General features: G+C 59.7%; 13 protein-coding genes. 8 read left to right on the forward strand and 5 right to left on the reverse strand.

The window, feature by feature from the left end; all coding sequences use genetic code 11:
- The first annotated feature begins 69 nt into the window (after positions 1-69).
- On the forward strand, positions 70-1,626 hold the full coding sequence (locus ACW5XD_RS13135; protein WP_456495330.1) for a sensor domain-containing diguanylate cyclase: 1,557 nt from the start codon (positions 70-72) through the stop codon (positions 1,624-1,626).
- A 33-nt stretch (positions 1,627-1,659) separates the two neighbouring features.
- Positions 1,660-2,535, forward strand: coding sequence for a patatin-like phospholipase RssA (rssA, locus tag ACW5XD_RS13140; protein WP_456495267.1), 876 nt, complete (start codon positions 1,660-1,662; stop codon positions 2,533-2,535).
- A 79-nt stretch (positions 2,536-2,614) separates the two neighbouring features.
- On the opposite strand, the gene ACW5XD_RS13145 is transcribed toward rssA, so the two are convergent.
- Positions 2,615-3,976, reverse strand: a complete 1,362-nt coding sequence (locus ACW5XD_RS13145; protein ID WP_456495268.1) for a sodium-dependent transporter — start codon at positions 3,974-3,976, stop codon at positions 2,615-2,617.
- Between the two features lie 203 nt (positions 3,977-4,179).
- Complete coding sequence (locus tag ACW5XD_RS13150; RefSeq protein WP_005298604.1) at positions 4,180-4,446, reverse strand: helix-turn-helix domain-containing protein; 267 nt, start codon at positions 4,444-4,446, stop codon at positions 4,180-4,182.
- Between the two features lie 259 nt (positions 4,447-4,705).
- Between ACW5XD_RS13150 and ACW5XD_RS13155 the strand changes: the two genes are divergently transcribed.
- The 4 genes from ACW5XD_RS13155 to ACW5XD_RS13170 all read left to right on the forward strand — a co-directional run bounded on the left by ACW5XD_RS13155 (position 4,706) and on the right by ACW5XD_RS13170 (position 9,347).
- On the forward strand, positions 4,706-5,302 hold the full coding sequence (locus tag ACW5XD_RS13155; RefSeq protein WP_456495269.1) for a hypothetical protein: 597 nt from the start codon (positions 4,706-4,708) through the stop codon (positions 5,300-5,302).
- A 307-nt stretch (positions 5,303-5,609) separates the two neighbouring features.
- Positions 5,610-6,641: an OmpA family protein gene (locus tag ACW5XD_RS13160; protein ID WP_456495270.1), complete on the forward strand. Its 1,032-nt coding sequence runs from the start codon at positions 5,610-5,612 to the stop codon at positions 6,639-6,641.
- 432 nt (positions 6,642-7,073) lie between these two features.
- On the forward strand, positions 7,074-8,075 hold the full coding sequence (ompA, locus tag ACW5XD_RS13165) for a porin OmpA (protein ID WP_456495271.1): 1,002 nt from the start codon (positions 7,074-7,076) through the stop codon (positions 8,073-8,075).
- Positions 8,076-8,288: 213 nt separating this feature from the next.
- Positions 8,289-9,347, forward strand: coding sequence for an OmpA family protein (locus ACW5XD_RS13170; protein WP_456495272.1), 1,059 nt, complete (start codon positions 8,289-8,291; stop codon positions 9,345-9,347).
- Positions 9,348-9,470: 123 nt separating this feature from the next.
- Here the strand turns inward: ACW5XD_RS13170 and ACW5XD_RS13175 are convergent, their stop codons facing one another.
- Positions 9,471-11,165 (reverse strand): NAD-dependent malic enzyme, encoded by a 1,695-nt coding sequence (locus tag ACW5XD_RS13175; protein WP_456495273.1) that lies wholly within the window; start codon positions 11,163-11,165, stop codon positions 9,471-9,473.
- Positions 11,166-11,233: 68 nt separating this feature from the next.
- Positions 11,234-12,091: a helix-turn-helix transcriptional regulator gene (locus ACW5XD_RS13180; protein ID WP_456495274.1), complete on the reverse strand. Its 858-nt coding sequence runs from the start codon at positions 12,089-12,091 to the stop codon at positions 11,234-11,236.
- Positions 12,092-12,211: 120 nt separating this feature from the next.
- On the opposite strand from ACW5XD_RS13180, the gene ACW5XD_RS13185 reads away from it, so the two are divergent.
- Together ACW5XD_RS13185 and ACW5XD_RS13190 are read left to right on the forward strand one after the other, a co-directional pair.
- Positions 12,212-13,591, forward strand: a complete 1,380-nt coding sequence (locus ACW5XD_RS13185; RefSeq protein ID WP_456495275.1) for an MATE family efflux transporter — start codon at positions 12,212-12,214, stop codon at positions 13,589-13,591.
- Positions 13,592-13,741: 150 nt separating this feature from the next.
- Positions 13,742-13,990 (forward strand): DUF2498 family protein, encoded by a 249-nt coding sequence (locus ACW5XD_RS13190; protein WP_456495276.1) that lies wholly within the window; start codon positions 13,742-13,744, stop codon positions 13,988-13,990.
- Between the two features lie 34 nt (positions 13,991-14,024).
- Here the strand turns inward: ACW5XD_RS13190 and ACW5XD_RS13195 are convergent, their stop codons facing one another.
- Entirely contained in the window at positions 14,025-15,164 is a 1,140-nt protein-coding gene (locus tag ACW5XD_RS13195; protein WP_456495277.1) for a diguanylate cyclase, read from the reverse strand.
- Between the last annotated feature and the right edge of the window lie 18 nt (positions 15,165-15,182).

The raw sequence follows: 15,182 nt of genomic DNA on the forward strand, positions 1-15,182 counted from the left end.
CGGCAGCAGACACCGTTCAGCGTTCTGCCCTACACTGGCGAGCAGAACCAGCACAGACTCGGCCCGCCTATGCCTGCACCCTGCGCCCATTTTGTTAAGTACCGTCTTCAATGGCTGCTCTGCGCCGTCGTCACCCTCCTGCTGGCACTCACCCTCCAGCTGACCCTGAAGCAAGTCACCGAGCTCTACGAAAGCAACACCCTCAGCACGGCCGCCCGCTTGCGATCCCAGTTTCAGCAGATGGAGACCTTTCTCGAGGCCATGCGCGGCCAGGCCGAGGAGCGACTGCGCAGCAACCCGCAGTCGGCACTGACTCACCAACTTTATCGTGCTCTGCAAGATGATCCAGAGACGGGATTCTCGCTGGATCGGGTGCCTGCCAACCTGCCCAGAGGACTCAGTGGCAATCTGACCGGACAGGGACCACTGCCGTCCCCGAACAGCACGCGGGAAGCCCGCCTGCATCTGGCGCTAAGCCTTTCGCCTCTGCTTTCCACCGCCAGCAAGCTGCTGGGAGACAAGATTGCCTGGATCTATTTCACCGGAGTGGATGACTTTGTCTACCTCTATCCCTGGGTCCACTCCAGCAAGTTCCGCTTCCAGCGAGCCATCTACCAGAAGTCCTACTGGCAGGATGTCCTGAAGCAACCGAATCCCAACCAGCATGCCATCGTATCGCGTCCCTACGAGGACTTTGCCGGCGCAGGCCGGATGATCTCCCTGTCACAACCCATAGTGAAAGATCAGCAGCTGGTTGGGGTCATCAGCATTGATGTGCTGCTCTCGCGACTCAATCTGCTGCTGCGTGATCCCGTTCCCGAGGCCGGGACTCTCTTTTTAATCAATCAGCACCAGCAGATCCTGGCGCGCAGCGGCCAAGAGGGAGAATTTAACCCCAGCGACCGCACCGAACGGGATAGCTACCAATGGCGGCAAGGGGTCTTTCAGTTCACCCATGCCATTCCGGATACGCCCCTCACCCTGATCCACCGCATCCCCCTGTTGTCGTTACTGCAGGCACTGTTCTGGCAATCTGCACCCACCCTGATCGCCATCCTCTGCATGGTGCTGGCGACCCTCTCCAGCCTCAGATCCCGCAGCCTGAACCGACAGCTGGACTACCTCTCCCGCCACGATGCCCTGACCGGAGCCTTCAATCGCCACTATTTCGACGAGTTTGAACGCACGCATCAACATGCCAGGGCCTCTGGGGTCGGGGTAATCATGTTCGATTGCGATCACTTCAAACTGGTCAATGACCGCTTTGGCCACGAGGTGGGTGATCAAGTGCTGATCCGGCTGGTCGAGCTGTGCCAGCGGCAGCTTAGACGGGAAGATGCCCTGATCCGTTGGGGGGGCGAGGAGTTTCTGTTGCTGGTCGCCAAGGGATCCGAACCACTGGATCAACTGGCCGAAAGGTTGCGCCTGCAGATAGCACACCATCCGTGGGAAGAGATAGCGCCGACCCTGGCGGTCACCGTCAGCTTGGGCTATCACCACTGCGCCCCCGAGGCGCAGTTGCAAGAGGCAATCCGCCAAGCCGATGTGGCACTCTATCGAGCCAAGGCCAACGGCCGCAATCGCAGCGAGCGCTGGCAGGATGACGGCGCAAAAAACACAAGGTAAGCTGAACGCCTCACTCACCTCAGGAGAGACAAAGTGTCACGAAAACCCCGTGTGGGATTGGCTCTGGGCAGTGGCGCAGCCCGAGGATGGGCGCACATCGGCATCATACGGGCGCTGGAGCGGCTCGGCGTCAAACCGGATCTGGTGGCAGGTTGCTCCATCGGCAGCTTCGTCGGCGCCGCCTATGCCTCGGGCGAGCTGGACAAGCTGGAGTCCTGGGTACGCGGTTTCAGCCGCTTGCAGGTGGTCGGCCTGCTCGATCCCGCCCTCTCCGGCGGCCTGTTTCGCGGTGAGAAGGTGTTCGGCATCGCTGCCAGTCACCTCGGCGATCCCGCCATCGAGAGTCTGCCTCTGCCCTTCGCCTGCGTTGCCACCGAGCTCGATACCGGTCGCGAGATCTGGTTGCAACAGGGGCCGCTGCGTCAATGTGTGCGCGCCTCCTGTGGCATGCCGGGCATCCTGACCCCCACCCTGGTCGAGGATCGCTGGCTGGTGGATGGCGCCGTAGTCAACCCGGTGCCCATCTCGCTGGCCCGCGCCATGGGTGCCGAGGTGGTGATCGCCGTCAACCTCAACGCCGACATGCACCAGCCCTGGACCGACGAACCGGACGAACCGGACGAACCCGTCAGCGGCAACCGCTTCAGTCAGTGGTTCAACCGCGGTGAGGGCCCCAACACACCCGGCATGTGGAGCGTGATGACCGGCTCCATCAACATCATGCAGGAGCGCATCACCCGTGCCCGGATGGCGGGGGATCCCCCCGAGATCCAGCTCTGCCCGCGCCTTGGCAGTTTCTCCATCATGGATTTCCACCGGGCAGGAGATGCCATCAACGAGGGAGAGGCCTGCGTCGAGCGCAACGTGGAGCAGCTCAAAGAGGAGCTTTCCCGCCTCGGCTTGATATGACGCCAGGTACCAACCTGACGAGCCCATAAAAAAAGAGCGCCAACGGCGCTCTTTTTGCTTTCTTGCGGCGGGCAAGCCATCAGAATAGCGCCAGCCCCTTGAGCATCACGACCAGGATCAGCAACGGCGACACATAACGGATGATAAAGAACAGCGGCTTGAGGATGGCCAGCTCCAGTTCGCCACCATTGGTCAGTGCCTCCTTCATCCGCTCGAAGCCCCACACCCAGCCCACGAACAGGCAGAGGAAGATGCCGCCAAGGGGCATCAATACATTGGAAGAGACGAAGTCGAACAGGTCGAAGAAGGTCTTGCCGGCGATCTGCACATCAGCCAGCGAGCTGTTGGAGAGCGCACAAGTCGAGCCGACGGCACCCAGCACCAGCAGGTTGAGCAGGGTGGCCTTGGGACGGCTCATGTGGAAACGCTCGGACACCACGGAGACCGGCACTTCCAGAATGGAGAGCATGGCACCTGTGGCCGCGATGGCGGAGAGCACGAAGAACAGCACCATGAACAGGTGACCGAACGGTATGCTGGCAAACACCGCAGGAATGGTGATGAACAGCAGGGAGGGGCCTGCCGAGGGCTCGAACCCGAACGCAAACACGGCCGGGAAGATGGCGATCCCCGCCAGCATGGAGACGAACAGATCGGCGCACATCACCCGGAAGGTGGTCAGCGGAATGTTCTGATCATCCCGGAAATAGCTGCCATAGGTCATCATGCAGCCCATGCCGATGGAGAGCTTGAAGAAGGCCAGCCCCATGGCGGTCAGCACCACCCCGGCGGTGATCTTGGAAAAGTCCGGCGAAAACAGAAAATGCAGACCCTGGCTTGCCCCAGGCAGGGTCAGGCTGCGGATGCCGATCACCAGCAACAGGATGAAGAGCACCGGCATCAGCTTCTTGGTGACCGCCTCGATCCCCTTGGAAACCCCCATCAGCAATATGCCCCCCATCAGCGCCAGCACCAGCCATTGCCAGAGCAGGCTCTGCAGCGGGTTGGTGATGAGCGCATTGAAGGCCGCCCCCGTGACCGCAGGGTCGGTCGACAGTATCTCGCCGCTGATGGCCTTGAAGATATAGGCAAACACCCAGGCCGCCACTTCGGAATAGAAGGACATGATAAGGAAGGCCGCAAGCACCCCCATCAGGGCGATCAGCCACCAAGGCTGCCCCTTGGGACCCAGCTTGCTCAAAGTGGTCACCGCATCGGCCTTGCCCTTGCGACCCAGCATGATCTCGGAAATCATCACCGGCAGCCCCACCAGCAAGGTGGCAATCACATAGACCAGCAGAAAACCGGCGCCGCCGTTCTCACCCGTCAGGTAGGGAAATTTCCAGATATTGCCCAGCCCGACGGCTGAACCCAGGGTGGCGGCAAGGACACCGAATTTACTGGTAAAGCCATCTCTGGCCTGGGGAAGGATTTGACTCATGCTTGTCTCACTGTGCGCATCATGCGAAGGATAACCCTGATTTTAGGGCAGGAATTTTCTGAGGATTAATCCGGCTTGCCAAGGTATTTTCGTGAAAAGAGCTGGTGAGAGCACAATTAGCCAAACTTAATTAAATGAACCGGCTATTTGATGAATAAAAAATGCCGCCTCAAGGGCGGCATTTTTGTCAAAGCTTAATCAAATCAAGCTTTGGCAATATCGTCCGGACCGATCTGGCCGATTTCGGCGACTTTTTTGTCAGCCAGCAGCCAGAGGGTGAACTTGTGCAGTTCCGGATGATGAGCCAGTGCCACCAGGAAGGCACCACCTACTTCACGATAACCCAGTTCATAGTTCTTCAGGGTGGTCGGGGGAACGCCCAGCAGATCGGCAAACTTCGGACGGCTCAGACCGACCGCTTCACGGATCTGACGGATCTTCTTACCAACAGTTACGATATTTGAATTCATATTGTTCCATACTCCGTACGGCGGATTGACTCCACCTTTATTTTTCGCGACGACTCGTAGTCAAGTGTATCAGTTTTGAACGGACTCGTTATGGTCGAGCCTCTATCTTTAATCAGCGTCTTTCGACGACAACCCTTGCAAACATCGGGGATGGTAATCGCTCAACCGTCTCAGGTAAACAGTCTCGAAAAGAAACCTTTATTGTTGCTGCAGGAATAACTCGTATAATCCGCCAGCTATCCCTAAAGAGTAGGAACTCATGGCGCTCCCCGGCATAATCTCCTGTTTACACCCGGTTTCAACACCCGCAGAACTCACCCGCCAATTGATGCAAGGCCAGCAGACACGCGCCGAAGCCTTCTGGGTGCCTGCGACCATGCATGAGCAAGCAGCAGCGATTTTGACTGCGCTCGATGACAAGATCAGCCTGTTTCTGGAACGACCCGTAACAGGGCTGACCCTGCGCAGCCACGATGGCATCGTACAAGAAAAGGAGTATTTGCTGCTCGGTAACGGCCAGCGTCTTACCCTTGCCAACGAGCAGGGAGACGGGGGTCTGGTCCCCGCCAGCGGGCTTGCCGAAATGGCCAAATGGCTGGAGGCGGGACACCTCCATTTTTGCTGTTCAGCTGCGGTTCAGCCTGTGGCCAGGGCCATCCTCAACATTTGGCCCCTCGACCCTTACCTTGCACGTCATTTTTTGCACAGTTTTACACCCTTACTGTGCGAAGCAACCGAGGCCGATTATCTGGCGGTGTTCCAGGCGAGGGAATCTCCCTCCATGGCGCAACCTGACTGGGTTCAGGCCTATATGAAACTCGAAAAGAAGCTGCACAGAGCCTATTTGGATCACTAATTAATTTGGATAAACAGCCAGTTATCCACACGACATAATTTGCCATATGGATTATGTGTGAGCTTGATCATGTTTTGAAATCGGCATAGAGTGCGCCACGTCATCGGAATGACATCGGCTGTTCGTGAAGGGTTGAAGGCATTGCTTACGCTGCCGCCCGCTCGCTTGTGCACCAGGAATGTGTGCCTCCCGGATGGAACCGGGATCCCTGCCAGACTCAACGCTGTTGTTCGGCAGAGCCTGCAGCTTACATAAATTAAAAAGTGCGAAGCACGTGAACAACGTGCCATCTCAACGAGGATTTTTTATGATGAAAATGGCTCCTTCCCTGATCGCCATCGCTATGGCTACCATGGGCGCAACTGCAGCTCACGCCGCTGACGACATCTACTTCGGTGCCGGTGTCGGTGCTGCCCACTTCAACGGTCTGAACAAGATCGAAGGCGTGAACACTGGCGAAGAAGACGCGGCTGCTGCCAACGCCTTCGTTGGTTACAACTTCACCGAAAACTTCGGTACCGAATTCGGCTACCAGTACGCTGGCCGTGGCAACACCGATGGCAACCGTTACGAAAACCAGGGTGCCACCCTGTCCGGTATCGCTCGTCTGCCGCTGGGCGGCGACTTCTCTGCCTTCGCTGAAGGCGGCGCCTACTGGGCTCACACCGACGGCATGGGCACCAGCGATACCAAAGTATCCCCGCTGGCTGGCCTGGGCGTGACCTACAAGGTCAACGACGCACTGGATCTGCAAGCTCGCTACCGCTACATGTGGGACGTGGCTGACCTGCACGCCGGTGACGCTCCTGACGACGTACGCTACAAGTCCAACCAGAGCGTTGCGACCCTGGAAGCCGTATACCACCCGTTCCGTTCTTCCTACGTAGCGCCGGCGCCGGCTCCGGTTGTTGAAGAAGCTCCGGCTCCTGCTCCGCAGGTTGTTGAGAAGAACTTCGCCCTGAACTCCGACGTGCTGTTTGCCTTTGGCAAAGACAGCCTGAAGCCGGAAGGCGTTGCAGCCCTGAACGGTCTGTATCAGCAAATCGTTGAATTCCAGCCGAAAGATGGCAACGCTGTTGTCGTTGGTTACACCGACCGCATCGGTTCCGACGCTTACAACCAGAAGCTGTCCGAAGCCCGTGCCCGTACCGTTGCCAACTTCCTGGTCAGCAAGGGTATGGCTGCCAGCAAGGTTGCAGTAGAAGGTCGTGGCGAAGCCAACCCGGTTACTGGCACCAAGTGCTACGCCGTCAAGGCTAAAGCTCAGCTGATCTCCTGCCTGGCTCCGGATCGTCGCGTAGAAGTTCGCGTCTCTGGCGTACAAGAAGTTCAGCAATAATCTGACTCTGTTCAGATGATGCGAAAAGGGGATGCCACGGCATCCCCTTTTGCTTTTCCGCGTTCTATTGCTTGGCAGTGAACGCAACAAGACACGACACTTTCTGTCAAAGCACCAGCCCCGCCACACGCCCCGCTTTTTCGCTCAACCCCGCACTACCGCTGGATATCTGTACAGAAACTTGATCAAAGCGAGTCAAAAGAATACAGTAACCCCGCTTGTAAGGTATTGGATGAACTATTAAAAGTGCTTTTTGTCCGGTTAGTTGTCCATGAGGCCAAGACTTCATGAGTATCCAGGAACCGTCTCTTTTTTCATTCAAGCCAACCGTGGTTCACCATGGAGGTCGCAGCTGAATTGTCATTTGCGACCGGTATAACTGAAAGAGTGCGCAGTACGCCCTAGCACGGCAAACTCAACGAGGATAAAACGATGAAAATGAAAATGGCACCCACCCTGATTGCTCTGGCCATTGCGGCCATGGGAACTTCCACCGCTCAGGCCGCCAACGACTGGTACACAGGTATCGGCGCAGGTTGGGCTTATGGCCACGACCTGAACGACTTTGGCAAAGACGCTGACAAAGATGCCACCGCGCTCTCCCTGTTTGGCGGCTACAACTTCACCGAAAACTTCGGAGCCGAGCTGGGCTACCTCTACGCCGGCAAGGGTGGCGTCGATGGCGTTGACTTCAAGACCCAGGGTGCCACCCTGTCCGGTCTTGCCCGTCTGCCGCTGAACGACATCTTCTCCGTGTTTGCCGAAGGCGGTGCCTACTTCAACCACGTCAACGGCAACGGCAGCAGCGACAATGGCGCTGCGCCGCTGGCCGGTCTGGGCCTGACCGCCAAGCTCTCCGACCTGATCGATGTGCAAGCCCGCTACCGCTATATGTGGAACCTGGGTGATGAGCAGAAAACCTGGGAAACCAACATGAGCGTGGCCACCCTGGAACTGGTAATGCACCCGAACCGCACCTCTTATGTTGCGCCTGTCCCGGCACCGGCGCCCGAGCCGGTTCCTGAGCCCGTGGTCGTCGACAAAAACTTCGCCTTGAGCTCGGACGTGCTGTTTGCCTTTGGCAAATCCACCCTGAAACCGGAAGGGGTTGCCGCGTTGAATACCCTGTATCAGCAGATCGTCGACGTGCAGCCGAAAGATGGCAGCGCCGTGGTCGTCGGCTACACAGACCGCATCGGTTCTGACGCCTACAACCAGAAGCTGTCCGAAGCGCGCGCCCGCACCGTGGCCGACTTCCTGGTCGGCAAAGGTCTGCCTGCCGGCAAGGTCGCCATCGAAGGTCGTGGCGAAGCCAGCCCGGTCACCGGCACTCAATGCAACGGCATCAAGGCCAAGGCACAGCTGATCGCCTGCCTGGCCCCGGATCGTCGCGTGGAAGTGCGCGTCACCGGCGTACAGGAAGTGAAACAGTAAGTCACTCTGGTGGCAGATGAAGGAGGCCTGATGGCCTCCTTTTTTATTGTTTTGTGATCGCCGATCACCCTCCCCATTTTGTGACCTTGTCCCGTGCATTGCGATCCTGGATACCACCTAAGTGGTTAAAAACCCTGCATCGCCTATAAATAGTGGTGGTTGTACACAACAGGGCTGGAGCCCTGCGACACCAGACATCGACGAGGATACGCGATGAACATAAGAGTGAAACCTGTTTGGATTGCATTGGCATTGGCGACCACCGGGGTACAGGCTGCACCGGTCAACGACTGGTATGCCGGGGTTGGTGGCGGCTGGGCCATCGCCCACGATCTGGGTGATTTTGGCAAGGATGCGAGCAAGGACGCCACCGCGCTCTCCTTGTTTGGCGGCTACAACTTCACCGAGAACATGGGGGCAGAGCTTGGCTACCTGTCGACCGGTGACTGGGACGTGCAGGGCAACAACTTCAGCAGCCAGGGTGCCACCCTGTCAGTGATAGGCCGCTTGCCCCTTGGCGACATCTTCTCGGTATTTGCCGAGGGGGGAGGTTATCTCTATCACGTCAAGTCCATCAACGGCGGGGACGACAATCTGGCACCGCTGGCCGGCCTTGGCCTGACCGCCAAGCTGCACGACTGGGTCGATATCCAGGCGCGCTACCGCTACCTGGTCCGGGTCGGTGACGATCCCGACAACGATAAACTGAACAGCGGTACCCAGCGCTGGGTGAGCGACATCAGCACCGCCACCCTGGAGCTGGTGATCCACCCCAACCGCAGCAAACCGGTCGAGCCTGTCGCAGCCCCTGTGATCATCCCGCCGCCCCCGCCCGCTCCGGAGCCGGTGGATCAAACCTTCAACCTGAGCTCGGATGTATTGTTTGCGTTCGGCAAGGCAGAGCTCAAACCGGAGGGGATGCAGGCGCTGGAGTCGCTCTATCAGCAGATAATGGACGTCAAACCCAAAGATGGTAGCGCCGTGGTGATGGGTTACACCGACCGTATCGGCTCGGATACCAACAACCAGACGCTGTCGGAGGCTCGCGCAAGTACGGTCGCCAACTTCCTGATTGGCAAGGGCCTGCCCGCCGACAAGGTCAGCATTCAGGGCAATGGCGAGAGCAACCCGGTCACCGGCACTCAGTGTGATGCCATCAAGGCAAGGGCTGCACTCATTGACTGCCTGGGACCGGATCGCCGGGTAGAGGTCAGGGTCACCGGCACTCAAAGTGCCACCGAGGCGCCCGTCGCAGAGCCAACTGCGCAATAAGCCGCGTCCAGCAACGAAGATAGCAGCCAGACGTGTGAAAGGGGTACCGGACAGGGAAATCTGTGAAGGTGCACAAAAAAGGGATGCCGAAGCATCCCTTTTGCTTTTCCTCTGAGCGGAAGATCAGAAGGAGGTGCGGCGATAACGGCGGTATTCCGGTCGCCAGAAGTTGGCCTCGATGGCTTGCTCTATCACCTCGTCCGGGGTCTGCACCGCCTTGCCCTGCAGCATGGCGGTCTTGGCCACCATCTTGGCGATGTAGCGGGAAACCTTGTGAATGTCAGCCAGATCCGGCAGCAAGGAGCCCTCCTCCCCTTTCACCAGCGGTGAACACTCCGCCAGCGCGCGGCTGGCCGACATCAGCATGGCGTCGGTCACCCGGGTGGCACCGGAGGCGATAACGCCAAGGCCAATCCCCGGGAAGATGAAGGAGTTGTTGCACTGGGCGATGACATAGCGCTTGCCCTTGTGCTCCACCGGTGCAAACGGGCTGCCGGTGGCCACCAGCGCCTGACCGTCGGTCCAGCGGATCAAATCGGCCGGTGTCGCCTCTACCCGCGAGGTGGGGTTGGAGAGCGGGAAAATGATGGGGCGGGCACAGTGCTTGTGCATGGTCTTCACCACCTCTTCGGTAAACAGCCCCGGCTGGCCGGAGACGCCGATCAGGATGTCCGGATGACCGTGCTCCATCACCTCCAGCAGGGAGATGTTGTCCCCCACCGGCCAGTCTTTGATCCGCTCCACCGGCTGGGAGAGACGGCGCTGGAAGTCGAGCTGGTTGGGGATCTTGTCGGTGATGAGGCCGAAGCGGTCCACCATGAAGACCCGGCCACGGGCCTGGGCGTCGGTCAGCCCCTCAGCTTTCATCTGCGCCACTATCTGCTCGGCGATGCCACAACCTGCGCTGCCCGCCCCAAGGAAGGCAACCCGCTTCTCGGAGAGCTTGGCACCGGAAGCCTTGCAGGCGGCGATGAGGCTGCCGAGCGTCACGGCGGCGGTGCCCTGGATGTCGTCGTTGAAGCAGCAGAGCTCGTTCTTGTAGCGGTTGAGCAGCGGCATGGCGTTGTTCTGGGCGAAGTCCTCAAACTGCAGCAGTATGTCCGGCCAGCGGCGCTTGACCGCCTGAATGAAGGCGTCGACGAACTCGGCGTACTCTTCACCCGAGATACGCGGATTGCGCCAGCCCATGTAGAAGGGGTCATTCAGCAGCTGCTGGTTGTTGGTGCCCACATCCAGCACCACCGGCAGGCAGTAAGCCGGGGAGATGCCGCCGCAGGCGGTGTAGAGCGACAGCTTGCCGATGGGAATGCCCATGCCGCCGATGCCCTGATCGCCGAGACCCAGGATGCGCTCGCCGTCGGTGACCACGATCACCTTGACGTTCTGTTTGGTGGCGTTCTGCAACATATCATCGATCCTGTCCTTGTCCGGATAGGATATGAACAGGCCACGAGCGCGGCGGTAGATGTTGGAGAACTCCTCGCACGCCTTGCCCACGGTCGGGGTATAGATGACCGGCAGCATCTCAGTCAGGTGGTTATGCAGCAGACGGTAGAAGAGCGTCTCGTTGGTATCCTGGATGTTGCGCAGATAGATGTGCTTGTCCATGTCGTTGCCAAACGCCATGAACTGGCGGTAGGCGCGCTCGGCCTGCTCTTCGATGGTCTCGATATTCTGGGGCAGCAAGCCTTCGAGGTTGAAGTTGCTGCGCTCTTCGCTGGTGAAGGCGCTGCCCTTGTTGAGCAGCGGGGTCTCCAGCAGGGCCGGACCGGCATAGGGGATGTAGAGGGGACGTTTCTGGTTATTATCTTCAAACATGGATCGGGTACCTAAACGATGACCTGGACGAAGGAGTCCGCCGATCCTATGGGCTTGCGCCATTAATTTCAAAGAGTTTGCACATCCGTTGCAAAAGGTTTGCGACCCAGGCGACGAAAGGCGCCGGGGGTCAGACCAGTGAGTCGGCGAAAGCGGTTGGCAAAGTTGGCACCGTCGCTGTAACCGACCCGGCTGGCCAGCTCGCCGAGCGGCCAGTTGGTGTAGAGCAGCAGCTGGCGCGCCTTGTTCATTCTGAGTTCGGTCACCTTCGCCATGGGCCCCATGCCGAACACCTGCTGACAGAGCCGATGCAGATGGGGCACGGAGCAGGCCATCTGCCGGGCCAGCAGCGCCACGCTCCAGGGCTCGTCGAGACGCGCCTCCACCCGGCGAAACAGCGCCTGCAACCTCAGCTCCGGGGTGCCGCGCACCTCTCCCTGCAAGGTGCGTTCGAGCAGCGCCAGCAACAGGCTGAGCAGTTGGGGTTGCAAGGGTGAACGTACCCCCTCCCCCTGCATCAGGCTGAGCAGGTGATAGAGCTGATCCCCCTCATCCCCCTGCCAGATACGGTGCCCAAGCCGGTGCAGATGCTGCCAGCGCGGTACGTCGTCCAGCAGGATCCAGCTGGTGCTCCAGCGCACGCCGGTAAGCTTGAGGCCACCCGGCACGGCAGCGGGCAGGAAGATGAGCGATCCCGCCGGAATGGGCTGCTCCCCGCCATCGCTGAGCAGCGCCCCCCCCTCATCGTGGCTCACCATCAGGATGTGAAACTCGGGCCGGTTGCGACGAATAAGGTAGTGCTCCCGGATGTTCGAAAGCCCGGTCAGAAAGATGCCCGCCTCGCCGAGCAGGGGCAGCCCTTCACGACCCAGCATCCGCTCCTCGCAGGCCGGGGCGATTTCAAGACACTCGCTGACAAAAGCCATAACACCTCAATATGATAGTTTTGAACAAGAAACCCGAGAGAGGCTCACAGTGAAGTCGCTCGCCACTGCCCCTATCATACCCATGACAAACCTTGCTTTTCACATACCCGGTTAACATAAATGAATTATTGGCAAGCGATTTTAAAACAAACCACCGATCGCGAGTTCATGACGCGGCTGTGGCGGCTGGCCCTGCCAGTGTCGCTGCAATCCATGATGTTCTCCCTGCTCGGCCTCATCGATATCATGATGGTGAGCCAGCTTGGCACCACGGCTGTGGCGGCGGTCGGCTTGGGTAACCGGGTCTTCTTCTTCAATCTGCTGGTGATAGCGGGACTCTCGGGTGGCGTCTCGGTGTTGGCGGCACAATATTACGGTCGTGGCGAACTGGCCGGGGTGCGTCGCGCTCTGGCGCTGGCGCTGGTGGGCGCTCTGCTGGTGAGCCTGCCGTTTGCACTCGTCTACGTACTTGCACCGGGCAGCGTATTGAGCCTTGCCAGCCAGGAACCCGAACTGCGCGCCCTCGCCGACCAGTTTTTGATGATCACCGGCGCCACCATCCTCTGCACCGCCATCGTGGTGCCGCTGGAATCGGCGCTGCGTTCGGTGGGCAACGCGGCGGCGCCGACCCGCATTGGCATCATCGCCATCATTGCCAACGTCATCCTCAACTACACCCTCATCTTCGGCCATTTCGGTTTCGAGGCCATGGGGGTGGCAGGCTCGGCCTGGGGTACCACGATTTCACGACTGCTGCAGACAGCCCTGCTGTTGTGCTACGTGATGCGTCAGGAGCCCCGCCTCATTCCGCGCAGGCAGGACTGGTGGGATGCCTTTCGCCGCAAGGAAGTGGTGCGCTTCACCCTGATCGCCCTGCCGCTCTTGTTCCACGACGGGCTCTGGGCCTTTGGCATGCTGATCTACGGCTTTCTCTACGCCCACCTCGGCACCGACTCGCTGGCCATCATGACCACGCTGGGGACGCTCGAGAGCATCCTCATCTCTCTCTTCTTCGGACTGGCGGTAGCCTGTTCCACCCTGCTCGGCCACCGGCTCGGGGCCGAGGAGTACGAGACTGCCTGGCAGCACTCCCAGCTGTTCCTGCTGCTCGCTCCCATCGGCGCCCTGCTGGTAGGGATCGCGGTCTGGCTGTTGCAGACCCACCTGCTGCTGTGGGTCGGCAACCTGCCGAGCGAGTTGATGGGAGAGGCGGGTCAGGTGCTCGCCGTCATGTGTCTGGGCATGCTGCTCAAGGTGTTCAACATGGTGGGGATCATAGGGGTGCTGCGCTCGGGAGGGGATGTCAACTACAGCATCTTCATCGACATCGTCGGCATGTGGTGCATCGGCCTGCCGCTCGCCTGGGTAGCGGTCACCCAGCTTGGCTGGCCCCTCTCCTGGGTGGTGGCCGTGGTGCTGCTGGAAGAGCTCAGCAAGGTGCTGTTGGTGCAACACAGGATCCGCCAGCGCCGCTGGCTCAGAAATCTGGTGATAGGATAAAGGGGCGCGGGAAGGGGGAAAATGCGGGGTCATATCAATGACAGAAAATCCCCGTTTGCAGTATGCTGGCCCCCTCTTCAATCAGTGACAGGGTGCCGCTATGTGCAAGTGTTCAATGCCCCTGTCCCGTAGTCGTTTCAGGAGACGAGCATGCAACCACAGAAAGAGCTGATCACCGAAACTGCCCTGCTGGAGATGGCCAACGGCATCATCAAGAGCCACGAAGACTTCATCCACGGCATGCGCGCCGACTCGGTGGAGCAGAAGGGGGAGATTCTGGTGTTCAAGGGGGAGTTCTTCCTGGCCGAAGATGGCACCCCGACCGGCAAGACCATGGCGGTGTTCAACATGTTCAAGCTGCTGGCCCAGCAGCTCTCAGGCAAGTACCAGCTGAGCTGATCGCTCCCTTGCCAGTGACCACCAGATGCCGCCCTCAGGCGGCATCTGTCTTTGTGAGTGTGGGCAGTGCCTGCTTGTCGGCCAACTCCCCCACCACGCAGTTGCGTCCCGCCATCTTGGCCATGTAGAGACACTCGTCGGCCCGATTGAGCAGATCCTCTATGCTCTCGCCGCGCAGGGCCAGGGTCAGGCCGATACTCACTGTCACCTCCAGCAGCTCGTCGGAGGTGGGACTCTTCACCAACCGCGCTTCCACCGCCACCCGCAGTCGCTCGGCGACCCGCTTCGCCTGGGCCAGCTCGGCGCAGTTGGGCAGCAAGATGGCAAACTCCTCGCCGCCATACCGTCCCAGCACCATGCCGGGCTCCAGTTGCTCCGCCAGGGTCGCCGCCACCTCCTTGAGTACCGCATCCCCCGCCAGATGGCCGAAGGTGTCGTTGATGCGCTTGAAGCGGTCCAGATCCAGCAGCAGGACGGCAAAGGGCCTCTGCTTGCGGATCATGTTCATCCTGGCCTTCTCCAGCTGTTTCATCAGCAGGCGGCGGTTCATCATGCCGGTCAGCTCGTCGGTGGTGGACTCCCGGTAGAGCTGCAGCAGCATGTTGAGCTGACCACACTGAACCCAGCTGCTGGCCAGGGCAAACAGCACCAGCAGCCAGATTTGGTTGAGGGTCTGCACGCTCCAGAGCGGCTGCCCCACCAGCAGCCAGTTGCCCGCCAGCATGGTGACCAGAATGCCCCCCGCCAGTTGCAGGCCGAGGGAGAGCGGAATGGGGAAGATGGCAAACAGGCTGACGAGCAGATAGGGGAAGGCCATGTAGCCCGCCTGCAACTCCTGATCCGCGCCGAAACTGTGCAGGCAGATGAGGGAGAAGAGCATCATCACCGCCATCAGATAGCCCAGCGCCAGCTTCATGCGCTCGCGCCTGAAATGGATAAGGTAGGAGAAGGGGATGAGCGGGGAGAGGGCCAGCAGGCAGAAGACCCTGGCCTGCAGCAGCTCCTCGAACTGGGCGGAGGGCAAGGTCAGCCAGTCCACCACCGCCCAGGCGGGCAGGCCCACCATCAGCAGGCAGGTGAGCAAACGCAGACGTACCGTCATGAAGCCCATGCGGGTCAGGGTAAAATCTTCGGAGTGGGCACGGGCACTCCAGAACTCCGACAACTTCAGCATCCAGAGCCTCCAAATCGC

It is taken from the genome of Aeromonas enterica, from assembly GCF_054052465.1.

Excerpts from the sequence above, each read along its gene's own strand:
- ACW5XD_RS13135 (WP_456495330.1), top strand. The coding sequence starts at position 70 with ATGCCTGCACCCTGCGCCCATTTTGTTAAGTACCGTCTTCAATGGCTG.
- ACW5XD_RS13145 (WP_456495268.1), bottom strand. The coding sequence starts at position 3,976 with ATGAGTCAAATCCTTCCCCAGGCCAGAGATGGCTTTACCAGTAAATTC.
- ACW5XD_RS13150 (WP_005298604.1), bottom strand. The coding sequence starts at position 4,446 with ATGAATTCAAATATCGTAACTGTTGGTAAGAAGATCCGTCAGATCCGT.
- ACW5XD_RS13155 (WP_456495269.1), top strand. The coding sequence starts at position 4,706 with ATGGCGCTCCCCGGCATAATCTCCTGTTTACACCCGGTTTCAACACCC.
- ACW5XD_RS13160 (WP_456495270.1), top strand. The coding sequence starts at position 5,610 with ATGATGAAAATGGCTCCTTCCCTGATCGCCATCGCTATGGCTACCATG.
- ompA (WP_456495271.1), top strand. The coding sequence starts at position 7,074 with ATGAAAATGAAAATGGCACCCACCCTGATTGCTCTGGCCATTGCGGCC.
- ACW5XD_RS13170 (WP_456495272.1), top strand. The coding sequence starts at position 8,289 with ATGAACATAAGAGTGAAACCTGTTTGGATTGCATTGGCATTGGCGACC.
- ACW5XD_RS13175 (WP_456495273.1), bottom strand. The coding sequence starts at position 11,165 with ATGTTTGAAGATAATAACCAGAAACGTCCCCTCTACATCCCCTATGCC.
- ACW5XD_RS13180 (WP_456495274.1), bottom strand. The coding sequence starts at position 12,091 with ATGGCTTTTGTCAGCGAGTGTCTTGAAATCGCCCCGGCCTGCGAGGAG.
- ACW5XD_RS13185 (WP_456495275.1), top strand. The coding sequence starts at position 12,212 with ATGAATTATTGGCAAGCGATTTTAAAACAAACCACCGATCGCGAGTTC.
- ACW5XD_RS13190 (WP_456495276.1), top strand. The coding sequence starts at position 13,742 with ATGCAACCACAGAAAGAGCTGATCACCGAAACTGCCCTGCTGGAGATG.
- ACW5XD_RS13195 (WP_456495277.1), bottom strand. The coding sequence starts at position 15,164 with ATGCTGAAGTTGTCGGAGTTCTGGAGTGCCCGTGCCCACTCCGAAGAT.